This is a genomic window from Acinetobacter pengchengensis, assembly GCF_982235305.1.
Genome location: NZ_CEVATJ010000001.1, coordinates 2723228 through 2736719, shown reverse-complemented (window position 1 = coordinate 2736719; position 13492 = coordinate 2723228). Strand labels below are relative to the sequence as shown.

The window sequence follows — 13492 nt, the reverse complement described above, 5'->3', positions numbered from 1 at the left end:
ACCTGAATGGTACTTCAGGTGTTGTGGAGATATGTTATTTTTCAGCTCAGGCTGAACGGTTTTAGCCAATAATACGAATAATACGCTGGGTACGCTCATTAATCAGTACATAGTCACCGTTGACTTTATACCACTGCTGATAGCGGCCTGTGTTAGGTAAACGATGTGCTTCACGATCACTGACTTTGTAGCGGTTCGCGTCATATCCACGTGGCAGGTTTTGACCTACACGCCAGTCACGACTTGGATTTACACGTTTTTGATCATAACGCTTTTGTTCCCACTGTGTAGGATGACGTGGATTGTCCCAATGCTTGTCCTGATGTTTGTAGCCAACACTTGCTTGATGACGACGATCATCATAACGGTGGTCGGGTGCTGCCATAGCCGATGTTGCCATGATTGCGCTTAAAGACAGTGCTAAGGTGCTGAGTAATTTTTTCATGGGACTTACCTTCAGTTTTAAATATGGGGTAGATGTGTCCAAATTAATCAAATACTCAAGATAAACGATGGTGGAAATTGAGGTGAATTGTGAATTTTATGGAGAAAACAAGGAGAGTTCGAGCGGGATATTTCACAGCAATGTGATGAGTGTGGGACATCACTCTATAAAAAAAGCCCAAAGTGGACTTTGGGCTATGTATTTAGACATTGTGTACGCGTAACAGGAGGTCTACAAACCTGCGATACGCAAAATATGGTGGTTTTCGACATCGACCAAAATGTAGTCTTGGTTGATTTTATACCATTGCTGTTTGCGTTCAGGGCGGGGCAAATTATGTTCCTGATAATCGACTTTATAACCATTGCCACGATAATGCTGCGGCATGACATAACCCGGTTGCCATTTATGTTGTTGTAAACGTTTCACACCACGTTCTTCACGCATACGACGTTTATCTTGCATGCGTTCTTCTGCATCGGCACGAAATTCACGTTTATTGTGTGCTTGGTGACGAGGATGGTCAGCTGAGTCGCGATCAAATTGAGGGGCGGCAGTTGCAAAATTGCTGCTTAGTAAAGCACTGAAAGACATTGCCAGAACTGTCAAAATCTTTTTCATTTAAACCCCTCATTCTCTCGTCTTGATATCACAGTTCATACTTTAACCGTTAAATGCAGAGAAACTGTGAAGAAAGCACATGAATTTTTTAAATACACTCTGCAGGATGCGGCATGGTATTGATTCTATTAAGCGACAAAATACGAAATTTAGCAGGTATCGCTCAGCAAAATAGGCTAGATGATTGTTGTTGTGCTAAGGAAAGGATGAGGCATCACCATAGCAGCGTACTGCTATGGTCTGCTTTAGTTCCAATGTTCAGTTAAGCCTTGTAAGGATTGCACAGCGATGGCAACACATTCGGCTGTTTCACGATCATTCAAAGCCACAATTAAATGCTGACCTAATTGCAAGCTTTCAATACTTTGAATCACAGCAGTTTTACGTTGAATATCAGTCATCACAATTTACCTAATGCGTGTTGTGGAGATGCATCAAGCATAGTTGATGTATGTTAATTTGTAAAACCGTTTAATTTTATAAAAGCAATCCAGAAAAACGATTAATGCCGCCGTTGCCGTGATTTTTGCTTAATAGGCGTAGTTTAAATCGGTGTAGTCGGTCAGTGATTTATGAATATGTGCATGGATAAATTCGCGTACATCTTCAGTACCCATTGGTGCTCCTTGTTTGGTAATCACGTGTTCAATTTCAGGTTGCCCTTCAATTTTAATACGATAAACAAAGTTTTTAACCACTTTGTAGGCATCGTCCAATTTTTCAATGCCTGTGACATAGTGGTAAGCATGTTCAAAATTAAGATCGGTATGTGAAAAAACAAACTGATCAAACAGTTTGATTTTCTGACCGTTATCGAGTGCCTGAATGTCATCTACGATGCTGGCTTCAAACTTCATGCCATATTTTTCAGAAATAGGCTGACCATCAATCAGTAAAGACACCATACCATCTTCAAGGGGTGTCACGGTGATGTTGTTTAATTCAGTCATGTTGCTCTCTGCATCGTTGAGGTTGAATTGAGATGTGGAAGCATAGCAATCAGGCTTTGTACTGCCAAAATAGGCAGGGTATATACTAGAAGATGCTTGTGCTTAGCCATTTTACGGCAAATTAATACGTAAAAATTGGCAATATGCTAGGTGTTAAGTCCATAAAAAAGGAAGCAAGCCCTTCCTTTTTAGAATCAAACGACAGGACTAATCCTGTGCATCAATACTTTGACCATTCATGTGCAAGCTGTCATCGCCCATTAAATATAAATAGGCCGGCATGATGGCATCGGGTGTAGGTAAAGTTTTTGGATCTTCATTTGGATAGGCTTTGGCGCGCATAGCAGTACGGGTCGCGCCTGGGTTAATGCAGTTGTAGCGAATATTCGGATGCACCTTTTCTTTGGCAAATAATTGACTCACTGCTTCAATTGCAATTTTAGATACCGAATAAGCACCCCAGCGTTCACGTGCTTCACGACCTACACCTGAACTGGCAAACACGACTGAAGCATGTTCCGATTTTGCCAAAAGCGGCAATAATTCCTGAGTGAGTACAAATGGCGCACGTAAATTCACGGCCATGACATCATCCCAAACATCGGCAGGGTAATTCGCTAACTCAGTCCGTTCACCTAAAATGCCCGCATTATGCAAAATACCATCTAAACGTCCGAATTGTTTGTCTAGGGTATCGACCAGTAATTCATAATCTCGTGGTGAAGCACTCGAAAGCTGTAGCGGCAAAATAGCAGGTTGCGGTGCGCCTAAACTTTCGATTTCATCATAAATGACTTCAAGTTTATTTAAGGTACGACCATGCAGCACCACGGTTGCTCCGTGTAGCGCATAACTGAGGGCGGCCGCTCGTCCAATACCATCTCCCGCACCAGTAATGAGGATAATACGGTCTTTGAGAAGATCGGGACGAGGTTGATATTCTGAATATTTCATGGGCATCCCTCCTGTTGATTTCTTATAGCTTGTGGGCTGAGTTTCATGTCATCGCTTTGCAGGATGATTTAAGCATTGGCAATACTGTTTTGCGTGGTAGCTTGAAGCACCAATTTGTTCAAAACCGTATGTAATTCAGTCACTGAATCCACTATACAATCTGCTTGCCATGCTGTTAAGTCATCTTTGTGTTGTAACGGTAAATAACCGTAAGCGGCCAAAATAGTGTACATGTTGGCGTTACGACCTGCATCTATATCGCGTGGATGGTCACCTACATAAATACAGTGTTCTGGGGCAATTTCAATCTGTTTGGCCGCCAAATACATAGGTTCTGGGTCAGGTTTGGTACGGCGAACATCTTCAGGGCAGACTAAAACTGCACAGCGCTCAGTTAAATTCAGTGCTTTGAGCAGCGCTTCGCTGAGCCAGCGCGGTTTATTGGTCACAATGCCCCACGGAATTTGACGCTGTTCCAACGCTTCAAGCAGGGAATACATGCCCTCGAACAGATCGGTTTCGACAGCGATATCTGCGCCGTAGAGGTCTAAAAAGCGTTGTCGATGCGCAAGAAATACAGGATCATCTACCTCAAGTTCTGGGTAGACCAGTTTGACCATTGCCCGTGCACCTTCAGATACCTGTGTGCGAATGGCGTCTGCTGCCACTATTTCACAGCCTTTGTCGCGGCACATATCTTGAATGATGCGAATAAAATCTGCAGCGGTATCAATTAAGGTACCATCGAGGTCAAATAAAACCGCCTTCATTCCGTTGCCTCATTGACCGTGTAGACCATGTAGTTCACATCCACATTTGGTGCTAACCAATAGCGCTTGGTGAGCGGGTTGTAGTGTAAGCCCGTCATATCTTTTAGTTTTAAGCCTGCTTGGCGAATGTCATGTGCCAATTCAGATGGTTTAATAAATTTATGATAATCGTGTGTGCCTTTGGCCAGCATGCGCAGCACGTATTCTGCCCCAATAATGGCAAATAGGTATGATTTAGGGTTGCGGTTAATGGTGGAGAAGAATACATGACCACCTGGCTTGACCAGTTTTTGACAGGCTTGAATAATTGAGGCAGGGTCGGGTACGTGCTCTAACATTTCCATGCAAGTCACCACGTCGTATTGACCAGCTTGCTCATTAGCCAGTTGTTCAACAGGAATTTGGCGATATTCAATATTATTGACGCCTTCTTGTTCTGCATGCAGACGTGCCACATTTAAAGGTGCTTCGCCCATATCAATGCCGAGTACATTGGCACCGCGACGCGCCATGCTTTCAGCCAAAATACCACCACCGCAGCCGACATCTAGTACTTTTTTGCCCGCCAAGCCGCCTGCATGTTCATCAATCCAGTTTAAGCGTAGTGGATTAATCATGTGCAGAGGGCGGAACTCGGAATGCTGATCCCACCATATGGCTGCAAATGCTTCAAATTTGGCAATTTCTTGTGGATCAACATTCAGTTGCGACATAGGTGTCACCTCAATTTAATCGTGATGATGGTAAAAATATGTATAAACCCTAGTGTAGCGTTAATTCTAAAAAAAGCGATAAAAGCTGTAAAAAAGTTCACAGAAGGAAAACAAAATCGGCATATTTGATTTATAGTGTTGCCATAAACTAAACAGAATGATTTAGAGGACTATAAACGCAATGAAAAAATTCCTTTTAGGTGGTTTGGCAACGGCCATCTTTACTATTTCTGGCAGTGCAATGGCGGCAAATTTTGTTGCAGGTAAAGATTATAGCGTTGTGGCTAACCCAGGTAAGGTCGATGTCCCAGGTAAAATTGAAGTACGTGAGTTCTTTTGGTACGGCTGTGGCCACTGCTTTACTTTAGAACCATATATGCAAGCATGGTTACGCAAATTGCCTAAAGATGTGAATTTTGTGCGTACCCCTGCAGCCATGAATCCTGTTTGGGAAATGAATGCACGTGGTTATTATGTGTCTGAAGCATTGGGCGTACGTAAGAAAACTCACTTACCACTATTCCATGCGATTCATGACAAAGGTCAGCAAATTTTTGACCAACAGTCTCAAGCCAAATTCTTTGTAAAATATGGCGTGCCTGAAGCGAAATTTAACAGCATGTTTAACTCGTTTGCGATCACCTCTAAAATATCACAAGCCAAGCAATTGGCGCGTCAGTACCAGTTGACGGGTGTACCTGCCGTGGTGGTAAATGGTAAATACATTGTGCAGGGCAATAACGGCAAAGTGATTCAAGTAGTGAACTACTTGGTTGATCAAGAGCGTAAAGCTAAGAAATAAAACTACGATGCTGTGGTGAAATCACCTTGTATCTAAAACCGCAATGATTGAAAGATCATTGCGGTTTTTTATGGCTAAAGTGTTTAGCAGATAACTTTAAATAGGCTGCGGACGCTGCCAGTGGCAAATACCACGAAATAGCAAATGGACTTGAGTAATGCTTTGTTGTGTGAAGTGTTGCTGTTGTTGCTGCAATTTTTCTGCTTCAAATTGCTGTCCCAAACTGATCCAGCTCATTGCCCAATTTAACGATAAATTAATTAAAATATTGGCCAGAATGTGCAAGTCTTCGGCATGTTGAAAATGTTGTACGCTTTCGACTCGCTGTAAATCATTAGCTAAATCTTCAATTAAAAAATCAATTTCACGGGCAATGGCTTGACGTAAAACAGCAGAACCGCCCCAGCGTTCGGAAATTAAAAAAATCCATTGTTGTGGGCGTTGATCGACCGATTTAAAAAACAGGGTCAGTGCCGTTTCGGTCTGTGCATCGGGTTGGTATAAATAGCCTTGCCCCAATTGATGTAAAATCCCTTTAATGTGTAGGGCAACTTGATCGACCAAATCGAGTGCTAAAGCATCCATATCTTGAAAATGCCGATAAAACGCGGTGGGCACGAGTCCAATCTGTCGTGAAATTTCTCTTAAGCTGATGCTGCTAAATGCACGCCCTGCGCTGCTGAGTTGAAGCACTGCATCCATAATTGCCTGACGACTTTGTTGTTTTCGTTCTTCCCGAATCGACATTGTATTTCCTGATTCTGCCAGTGCCGCGCAGTCTAACAAAAACCTGTGTTTCAGGATAATACTAAAAGATGAATGAAGCCAGCTTGTAAAAATACAGCTAAAATTTACCGAAACAGAACACGACAAGCTTTAGATAAGCGACCTGCGCTGTGGCATCTGTTATACTTGCGGGCAATTTATTTGAGCCAAAAATAAGGACACATTATGCGTATTGACCAACGAGCTTTAGATCAATTACGTGAGGTAAAAATTACCCGTAACTATACTCGCTATGCTGAAGGTTCAGTGTTGGTAGAGTTTGGTCATACCAAAGTTTTGTGTACCGCAAGTATTGATAACTCTGTACCGCGTTTTTTAAAAGGGCAGGGACAAGGCTGGGTAACTGCAGAATATGGCATGTTGCCACGTTCAACCCATACCCGTAGTGACCGTGAGGCGGCACGTGGTAAACAAAGCGGGCGTACACAGGAAATTCAGCGCTTAATTGGTCGTAGCTTACGTGCTATGGTTGATTTGAAAAAACTGGGTGAAAACACCATTACTATTGACTGCGATGTGATTCAGGCCGATGGTGGTACCCGTACGGCAGCCATTACAGGTGCAGCAGTGGCGTTGATTGATGCCATGAATGTGTTGCTAGAAAAGAAAAAAATTAAGCATGACCCATTAAAAGGTTTGGTGGCTGCAATTTCTGTAGGCATGTACCAAGATGAGGTATTACTGGATTTATGCTATGAAGAAGATTCAAACTGCCAGACCGATTTAAACGTAGTCATGACCCAAGCAGGTGAATTTATTGAAATTCAAGGCACTGCAGAAGACAAACCGTTTACTCGCGTGCAGTGCAATGCCATGTTAGAAATGGCAGAAAAAGGTATTCAGGAATTGGTGAAAAAACAGCAGCAGGCTTTGGGCTGGTAAGCCAAGTTTTCTAAGATTGCAGCACTGTTCAAAACGCATCTTCGGATGCGTTTTTTTATGGATAATGCGTGGATTGCGATAGGAGGTGTGAAGCAATGGGAGGTGTGAAGCAAAAAGCTACAATATTGTAGGATGCGTTCTTTTAAGATGGAAAACTCTATGAAAAGAGCCTGAATGAAAAGAGGAGGAAAGCATGAAACTATTGATTATTTTAATGTCTGCCATGATGTTGTTTTTAACTGCATGTGATTCACGTACTGAGCGTGAAAATGAAGACAATCGTAGTGTACTCGGTCAAGCTTCTGACAACGACAACGACAACGACAACGACAACGACAACGACAACGACAACGACAACGACAACGACAACGACAACGACAACGACAACGACAACGACAACGACAACGACAACAAGGACGATGATTAAATTCAAAATTGAGGCATAAAAAAGGAGGCTCATCTGCCTCCTCAAAATCAATTTTTGGAAAAAATTAAGGGCGTAGATTACACCCTTTAATTTAAAAGCAATCGTTTACGCATTAAAGCGCATTGATAAATCCACAGCTTTGACGTCTTTGGTTAAAACACCCATCGAAATGTAATCTACGCCTGTGCTGGCCACTTCACGTAAATTTTCGATGGTGATGTTGCCTGACGCTTCAAGTTTGCAACGTCCTGCTACATGCTTGACCGCCTCAATCATCTGTTGCTGGCTAAAGTTATCTAACATCACAATATCAGCTTTGGCTTCAAGGGCTTGATTCAGTTCATCCCAAGTTTCCACTTCCACTTCTACAGGTTTGCCCGGAGCAATGGCATGTGCTTTAACAATCGCCTGAGTAATACCACCTGCTGCCATAATGTGATTTTCTTTAATCAAAAAGGCATCAAACAAACCTAAACGATGGTTTTGTCCACCACCCACCGCGACAGCATATTTTTGTGCAATGCGTAAACCCGGTAAGGTTTTACGGGTATCTAGCAGTTTGGTGTTTAAGCCTTCGAGTTGTTGCACATAAGCCGCTGTTTTGGTGGCAACCGCAGACAGGGTTTGCACAAAATTCAGCGCAGGGCGTTCTACCGTTAACAGGCTGCGTGCAGAACCTGACAATTTCAAAAAGGCTTCATTGGCAGCAACACGGTCGCCATCATTTTTTAACCAGTTGACTTGCACATTGGCATCGTATGCTTGGATCAAGGCATTGACCCACGGTTGACCTGCCAAAATCATGTCTTCACGGCTAATAATCGTAGCAGTGGCTTGCTCATCTTCAGGGGTCAATAGTGCGGTAATATCACCATCGCCAATATCTTCTTGCAAGGCTTGCTGAATATTGATTTGGATGGATTGTTCAAGCAAAGCTGGAGAGATGCTCATAAGATTTTCCGTGTCGATCTTACCCATGAAAATTGCGCGTTATATTAACACTGTTCTGCGTCAGGATGTGTTTTTTAGCCACATTCGGGTTTAATTTAAGATGTTCATTGTCACGTGTTGGCATTAAACTGAAATTTATGTTCTATTTTTCTATTCTAATGGTTTGGGGATTGCCTTATGCAACATATGCCGTCGTTTCAGGTGGTTGATGGTCAATTACAAGGGGCAAGACAAGTCCCATCTCCAAATTTCAACGCCCGTCCGACAGACCAAGAGATTCAACTGCTGGTCATTCACAATATTAGTTTGCCGCCGTCACAATTTGGTGGCGGTTATATTGAGCAATTTTTTCAGAACCAATTGGATTGGTCACAGCATCCTTATTTTCAGACCATTCAGGGCATGCAGGTTTCGGCACATTTGCTGATTTTAAGAACTGGTGAGGTGCTGCAATTTGTCAATTTTGCAGATCGGGCTTGGCATGCGGGGCGTTCTAGTTATTTGGCACAGCCTGAATGTAATGACTATTCGATTGGGATAGAGTTAGAAGGCAGTGATGACTTGCCTTTTGAAACAGCGCAATATCAGAGTTTGGTGAGGGTGGTACACTGTTTGCAACAGACCTATCCGAGTATTCAACAGCATATTGCAGGACATTCTGATATTGCACCAGGACGTAAAACTGATCCGGGACCGTATTTTGACTGGCAGTATTTTCGTGAACAGTTATCTCAACTTAAAGCTTCGACATCACAGGAAAAATTGATCAATCAATAACAAAACTTTGTTGATGCTTTGATTACAATAGCGACTAAATTTTTGATTGGGTGGTAACGATGGCGCTTTGGCGATCGACCTTTATTGTCAGTGCAATGACCATGCTGTCACGGGTACTAGGATTAGTCCGTGATGTGGTATTGCTGAATGTGTTTGGTGCAGGTAAAGATTTCGATACCTTTGTGGTAGCGTTTCGCATCCCCAACTTTTTCAGGCGATTGTTTGCCGAAGGGGCTTTTTCGCAGGCTTTTATTCCTGTATTGACCGAATATAAAACCAGCCGCACCCATGCCGAAGTGCAAATTTTAATTAGTCGGGTTTTTGGCTGTTTAATGACGGTAATGACAGGGTTAACCTTTGCAGCCATGGTGGCTGCGCCTGCGGTGATGTATATCTATGCACCGGGTTTCCATAGCGACCCTGAAAAGTTTGCTTTAGCCACCGATATGTTCCGACTGACCATTCCTTATTTATTGTTTATGTCGCTGACGGCATTTGCCAGTAGTATTTTAAACAGCTATGGCTCATTTACCACGCCAGCCTTTGCGCCTGTATTGCTGAATGTGGTGATGATTGCAGGCGCATTATGGCTCACACCATACATGGCAGAGCCGATTATGGCACTGGGGTGGGCGGTGATTATTGCGGGTGCTTTACAACTTGCGATTCAAATTCCAGAATTATGGCGTAAAAAACTGCTGATTCCCCCTAAAGTTGATTTCAAGCATGAAGGGGTGGATCGGATTATGAAGCTGATGCTGCCTGCTTTGTTTGGGGTATCGGTCACGCAAATTAACCTGTTACTCAACACCATTTGGGCTTCTTTTATGCAGGATGGTTCGGTGTCGTGGTTGTATAGTGCAGAACGTATGACCGAGCTACCTTTGGGCTTAATTGGTGTCGCGATAGGTACAGTTATTTTACCGTCATTGTCTGCGCGTCATGCAGAACAGAATATGGATAAATTCCGTGGCATGATGGATTGGGCAGCACGGGTGATTATTTTGGTGGGTGTCCCTGCCAGTATTGCACTGTTTATGTTGTCAACCCCTATTATTCAGGCACTGTTTGAGCGTGGCCAGTTTAGCTTTCAAGATACGCAAATGACCGCTTTAGCCTTGCAATGTATGAGTGCAGGGGTCATTTCATTCATGCTGATTAAAGTCTTTGCACCAGGTTTTTATGCACAGCAAGACACCAAAACACCAGTACGTGTGGGTTTAATGGCCGTGGCAGCCAATGCGATTTTAAACGTGGTCTTTATTGGCTTCTTTAAACTGATTGACTGGCAAGCTGAACATATGGCATTGGCATTGGCATCATCAGGTTCGGCTTTGGTGAATGCAGGCATGTTGTATTTCTATTTGCATCAACGCAAGATTTTCCGTTTTGGTGCGCACTGGAAAAAACTCATCTTGCAGTTTGCAGTGGCGAATGCTGTGATGATTGCTGCGTTGTGGTATGCCTTAACTTGGTATAACGGTGATGTATCACAATGGATGCGTGTGGCAGAAGTCACTGCGCTGTGTGTGGTGGGTGTAGTGGCCTATGGGGTTGGATTGTTGGCAACGGGTTTTAGACCACATCATTTAAAACCATAAGACTTGATCAGAAAAAATACCGCAATTTAAATTGCGGTATTTTTTTGTTTGGTGATACGGCTTTGGATTATTTTACAATCTCTAAAAGTTCTACATCAAAAATAAGCGTGCTGTTCGGTTCAATCGCATCGCCTGAACCAATTTGACCATAGGCCAAGGCAGCAGGAATAAAGAAGCGATATTTGGCACCAACTTTCATGAGTTGTAAACCTTCAGTCCAACCTTGAATGACTTGACTGACCTGAAATTCTGCCGCTTGATCGCGAGCGATAGAACTGTCAAATACTGTACCATCAATTAAACGACCTTCATAATGGACTTTAACGGTAGAGGTGGCTTTGGGGGATTTGCCCGAACCTGCTTGTAAGACTTGATATTGCAGGCCAGATTTGGTGACTTGGACACCTGCCTTTTTGGCATTTGTGTTTAAAAAGGCTTGCCCAATTTTGGCATTGCTATCGGCTACTTTTTTAAGCTCAATCAGTTGTTTGGCTTCGGCTTGCTTTTTGAATTGTGTCAGTACCCGTGACATTTCTTCATCACTTAAACTAGCAGCTTGGTTTCGTGTTGCCATTTTTAAGCCAGCAATGAAGGCTTCAATATCAACATCTTTTAAGGTTTCTGCATTGCTGCGCCCCATTAAATAACCAAAGCTATAACCGACCTGATCTGCAACAGGACTTTTATTGGTTACTGTTTTGGCAAAACTGCCACTGCTGAGCAGTGCGATACACACAAGGGTAAGGTGTTTTTTCATTCTTTCCGTCCTAAGACCATACAGGAGAGCCAAGCTCTCCTGAAAGGGTGATGTTGTTATTTCACTTCAATCAGTTCAACATCAAAAATTAAGGTGCTATTGGCAGGAATCATGCCTGGTACACCTTGTTCGCCGTAGCCTAGTTTCGATGGAATATACAGCGTGGCTTTACCACCTTCTTTCATCAGCTGTAAACCTTCAGTCCAGCCCGGAATGACTTGATTCAGAGGGAATTCAATTGGCTCACCACGTTGTACTGAGCTGTCAAATACTTTGCCATCGACCAGTTTACCCGTGTAGTGCACTTTGACCACAGAGCTTGCTGTTGCCTGTTTACCTGTGCCTTCTTTAATCACTTGATATTGCAAGCCAGAAGCTGTGGTTTGTACGCCTGCTTTTTTGCCATTTTCAGTTAGGAATGAATCACTGGCTGTTTGTGTAGCTTGCGCTTGAGTAGCTTGTTTTTGTTGTAACTCTTGCTGGAATTGCTCATAGGCTTTTTGTAATTCTTCTTCGGTGTAGGCAGGTTGTTTACGCGCATGACCTTCACGAACACCTGTTACAAAGCTGTTGATGTCTAGCTCTGGTGGGGTTTGATGTGCCACTTCATAACCCAAAGCATAGCTGATTTTTTCAACCGCAGAAGCATTTGCCGATGCTTTAGAAGTCGCCACTGCTGGGTTTTGAGAGGCATAATAAACAGGAACAAGAGCAGCACCGCCTAAAATTACAGCAACAGCGATGGGTAAGGCTTTACTCATAGGTTTTCTCAAATTCATTTTATAGTTAAAAAAGCAGCATTCATCTTAGCAGACTTTTTCAAAGACTTTTCTAGTTTGACACGTGGCTTTTTAACCTGTGTCGATTCAATTTTTTAATATATGCTGCTTGCGCAGTTTATTCTATAACAGACTGAATATCTAAAACATTTTTCATACATAAATTTTGCCCAGCTGAGATGAGTAAGACCGTTCAGTTGGGCAAGATTTAACTTAAAAATCAGTCAAAGTCGGCCTTTAACACCACCCGATAGCGTGCCTTGCCCTGATGCAAATGTTCAATCGCCTGATTGATCTGTGACATCGGAAAAACTTCTACCTGTGGGGCGATCTGTTTGCGTGCAGCAAATTGTAATAATTGACGCAGCGCTGCAGGTGAACCTGTCGATGAGCCTGTAACCGATTTTGCACCGCCAATTAAGCTGCCCGCCTTAATTTGCATAGGTTCGAGCGTCACACCCAGCATGTGAATAGTGCCATGCGGAGCAAGCGTACTTAAATAAGCATTCCAGTCCAAGCTTACGTTTACCGTACTTAAAATCAGGTCAAACTTGCCACGCTGGGTTTTTAGGGCAGCAGCATCACGGCTGTTCACGACATGGTCTGCACCCATAGCCAGTAATTCTGCAGTTTTGTCTGGATTGGAGCTCAACGCTGTAATTTCACAGCCCCATGCTTTTAATAATTTGATGGCGATATGCCCCAAACCGCCAATACCAATCACAGCAACATGATGTACTGCCTGAATTTGATGTTTCAAGATCGGATCAAATACGGTAATTCCACCACAGAGTAAAGGCCCTGCACTGACAGGATCGACCTCATCGGGTAATGGAATTACCCATTGCCAACCTGCACGGACTTTATCGGCAAAACCACCTGCATGTCCCACAATAGTTGCAGTTGTGCCATTGCTGCACAGCACTTGTTCGCCTGCAATACAGGCATCGCAGTGTTGGCAACTGTCTGCAGTCCAGCCAATGCCTACCCGTTGTCCTACGGTTAAGCCTTTGGCTTCACTGCCTAATTGAGTAATCGTGCCAATAATTTCATGCCCTGCCACCACAGGATACACAGAGGAATGCCAGTCATTTTGAATGACTGAAAGATCTGAATGGCATAAGCCACAATATTCGACTTTGACCTCTACCTGATGCGCCTGTAATTCACCCGCATCAAATTGATAGGCTTGCAGGGCTTCACCTGCCTGCATTGCGGCATACGCTCGAATGGTATTACTCATATTGCACCGTCCTTGTCATTGGCTGACTGTATTG

At 43.3% G+C, this 13492-nt stretch carries 17 protein-coding genes; 5 read left to right on the top strand and 12 right to left on the bottom strand.

The window, feature by feature from the left end:
• Positions 1-61: 61 nt before the first annotated feature.
• The 7 genes from AC0T5Z_RS13300 to ubiG form a co-directional block, all read right to left on the bottom strand.
• Positions 62-445 (bottom strand): RcnB family protein, encoded by a 384-nt coding sequence (locus tag AC0T5Z_RS13300; RefSeq protein ID WP_096902463.1) that lies wholly within the window; start codon positions 443-445, stop codon positions 62-64.
• A 231-nt stretch (positions 446-676) separates the two neighbouring features.
• Positions 677-1066 carry an RcnB family protein gene (locus tag AC0T5Z_RS13295; protein ID WP_096902464.1) on the bottom strand — a complete coding sequence of 130 codons (390 nt, stop codon included), beginning with the start codon at positions 1064-1066 and terminating at the stop codon, positions 677-679.
• A 245-nt stretch (positions 1067-1311) separates the two neighbouring features.
• Positions 1312-1467: a hypothetical protein gene (locus AC0T5Z_RS13290; RefSeq protein WP_171324973.1), complete on the bottom strand. Its 156-nt coding sequence runs from the start codon at positions 1465-1467 to the stop codon at positions 1312-1314.
• A gap of 129 nt (positions 1468-1596) precedes the next feature.
• Entirely contained in the window at positions 1597-2016 is a 420-nt protein-coding gene (locus AC0T5Z_RS13285; protein WP_096902465.1) for a hypothetical protein, read from the bottom strand.
• A gap of 207 nt (positions 2017-2223) precedes the next feature.
• The gene (locus AC0T5Z_RS13280; RefSeq protein WP_291341476.1) at positions 2224-2970 is read right to left on the bottom strand and encodes a YciK family oxidoreductase; all 747 of its coding nucleotides are present in this window, start codon (positions 2968-2970) and stop codon (positions 2224-2226) included.
• 68 nt (positions 2971-3038) lie between these two features.
• Positions 3039-3740 (bottom strand): HAD family hydrolase, encoded by a 702-nt coding sequence (locus tag AC0T5Z_RS13275; RefSeq protein WP_291341478.1) that lies wholly within the window; start codon positions 3738-3740, stop codon positions 3039-3041.
• Entirely contained in the window at positions 3737-4453 is a 717-nt protein-coding gene (gene ubiG / locus AC0T5Z_RS13270) for a bifunctional 2-polyprenyl-6-hydroxyphenol methylase/3-demethylubiquinol 3-O-methyltransferase UbiG (RefSeq protein ID WP_435337410.1), read from the bottom strand. The genes AC0T5Z_RS13275 and ubiG overlap by 4 nt, the downstream gene beginning before the upstream one ends.
• Positions 4454-4634: 181 nt before the next feature.
• Between ubiG and AC0T5Z_RS13265 the strand changes: the two genes are divergently transcribed.
• Positions 4635-5255 carry a thiol:disulfide interchange protein DsbA/DsbL gene (locus AC0T5Z_RS13265; protein ID WP_096902469.1) on the top strand — a complete coding sequence of 207 codons (621 nt, stop codon included), beginning with the start codon at positions 4635-4637 and terminating at the stop codon, positions 5253-5255.
• A 96-nt stretch (positions 5256-5351) separates the two neighbouring features.
• On the opposite strand, the gene AC0T5Z_RS13260 is transcribed toward AC0T5Z_RS13265, so the two are convergent.
• Entirely contained in the window at positions 5352-6002 is a 651-nt protein-coding gene (locus AC0T5Z_RS13260; protein WP_435337409.1) for a TetR family transcriptional regulator, read from the bottom strand.
• 204 nt (positions 6003-6206) lie between these two features.
• Between AC0T5Z_RS13260 and rph the strand changes: the two genes are divergently transcribed.
• Positions 6207-6923 (top strand): ribonuclease PH, encoded by a 717-nt coding sequence (gene rph, locus AC0T5Z_RS13255; protein WP_096902471.1) that lies wholly within the window; start codon positions 6207-6209, stop codon positions 6921-6923.
• Between the two features lie 193 nt (positions 6924-7116).
• On the top strand, positions 7117-7350 hold the full coding sequence (locus AC0T5Z_RS13250) for a hypothetical protein (protein WP_179997043.1): 234 nt from the start codon (positions 7117-7119) through the stop codon (positions 7348-7350).
• 105 nt (positions 7351-7455) lie between these two features.
• On the opposite strand, the gene nadC is transcribed toward AC0T5Z_RS13250, so the two are convergent.
• Entirely contained in the window at positions 7456-8301 is an 846-nt protein-coding gene (gene nadC / locus AC0T5Z_RS13245; RefSeq protein ID WP_435337408.1) for a carboxylating nicotinate-nucleotide diphosphorylase, read from the bottom strand.
• Positions 8302-8478: 177 nt separating this feature from the next.
• Between nadC and ampD the strand changes: the two genes are divergently transcribed.
• A complete protein-coding gene (gene ampD, locus AC0T5Z_RS13240) occupies positions 8479-9078 on the top strand; it encodes a 1,6-anhydro-N-acetylmuramyl-L-alanine amidase AmpD (protein ID WP_291341490.1) in 600 nt (199 codons plus the stop codon).
• 50 nt (positions 9079-9128) lie between these two features.
• On the top strand, positions 9129-10679 hold the full coding sequence (gene murJ / locus AC0T5Z_RS13235) for a murein biosynthesis integral membrane protein MurJ (RefSeq protein ID WP_291341492.1): 1551 nt from the start codon (positions 9129-9131) through the stop codon (positions 10677-10679).
• Positions 10680-10746: 67 nt separating this feature from the next.
• On the opposite strand, the gene AC0T5Z_RS13230 is transcribed toward murJ, so the two are convergent.
• The 3 genes from AC0T5Z_RS13230 to ahr form a co-directional block, all read right to left on the bottom strand.
• The gene (locus AC0T5Z_RS13230; protein WP_096902475.1) at positions 10747-11436 is read right to left on the bottom strand and encodes an FKBP-type peptidyl-prolyl cis-trans isomerase; all 690 of its coding nucleotides are present in this window, start codon (positions 11434-11436) and stop codon (positions 10747-10749) included.
• Between the two features lie 56 nt (positions 11437-11492).
• A complete protein-coding gene (locus tag AC0T5Z_RS13225; protein WP_096902476.1) occupies positions 11493-12197 on the bottom strand; it encodes an FKBP-type peptidyl-prolyl cis-trans isomerase in 705 nt (234 codons plus the stop codon).
• A gap of 238 nt (positions 12198-12435) precedes the next feature.
• Positions 12436-13458 (bottom strand): NADPH-dependent aldehyde reductase Ahr, encoded by a 1023-nt coding sequence (gene ahr / locus AC0T5Z_RS13220; protein WP_096902477.1) that lies wholly within the window; start codon positions 13456-13458, stop codon positions 12436-12438.
• Positions 13459-13492 lie beyond the last annotated feature (34 nt).

Bases quoted from the DNA above. Each gene is read 5' to 3' on its own strand.
- AC0T5Z_RS13300 (WP_096902463.1), bottom strand. From the start codon at position 445: ATGAAAAAATTACTCAGCACCTTAGCACTGTCTTTAAGCGCAATCATG.
- AC0T5Z_RS13295 (WP_096902464.1), bottom strand. From the start codon at position 1,066: ATGAAAAAGATTTTGACAGTTCTGGCAATGTCTTTCAGTGCTTTACTA.
- AC0T5Z_RS13290 (WP_171324973.1), bottom strand. From the start codon at position 1,467: ATGACTGATATTCAACGTAAAACTGCTGTGATTCAAAGTATTGAAAGC.
- AC0T5Z_RS13285 (WP_096902465.1), bottom strand. From the start codon at position 2,016: ATGACTGAATTAAACAACATCACCGTGACACCCCTTGAAGATGGTATG.
- AC0T5Z_RS13280 (WP_291341476.1), bottom strand. From the start codon at position 2,970: ATGAAATATTCAGAATATCAACCTCGTCCCGATCTTCTCAAAGACCGT.
- AC0T5Z_RS13275 (WP_291341478.1), bottom strand. From the start codon at position 3,740: ATGAAGGCGGTTTTATTTGACCTCGATGGTACCTTAATTGATACCGCT.
- ubiG (WP_435337410.1), bottom strand. From the start codon at position 4,453: ATGTCGCAACTGAATGTTGATCCACAAGAAATTGCCAAATTTGAAGCA.
- AC0T5Z_RS13265 (WP_096902469.1), top strand. From the start codon at position 4,635: ATGAAAAAATTCCTTTTAGGTGGTTTGGCAACGGCCATCTTTACTATT.
- AC0T5Z_RS13260 (WP_435337409.1), bottom strand. From the start codon at position 6,002: ATGTCGATTCGGGAAGAACGAAAACAACAAAGTCGTCAGGCAATTATG.
- rph (WP_096902471.1), top strand. From the start codon at position 6,207: ATGCGTATTGACCAACGAGCTTTAGATCAATTACGTGAGGTAAAAATT.
- AC0T5Z_RS13250 (WP_179997043.1), top strand. From the start codon at position 7,117: ATGAAACTATTGATTATTTTAATGTCTGCCATGATGTTGTTTTTAACT.
- nadC (WP_435337408.1), bottom strand. From the start codon at position 8,301: ATGAGCATCTCTCCAGCTTTGCTTGAACAATCCATCCAAATCAATATT.
- ampD (WP_291341490.1), top strand. From the start codon at position 8,479: ATGCAACATATGCCGTCGTTTCAGGTGGTTGATGGTCAATTACAAGGG.
- AC0T5Z_RS13230 (WP_096902475.1), bottom strand. From the start codon at position 11,436: ATGAAAAAACACCTTACCCTTGTGTGTATCGCACTGCTCAGCAGTGGC.
- AC0T5Z_RS13225 (WP_096902476.1), bottom strand. From the start codon at position 12,197: ATGAGTAAAGCCTTACCCATCGCTGTTGCTGTAATTTTAGGCGGTGCT.
- ahr (WP_096902477.1), bottom strand. From the start codon at position 13,458: ATGAGTAATACCATTCGAGCGTATGCCGCAATGCAGGCAGGTGAAGCC.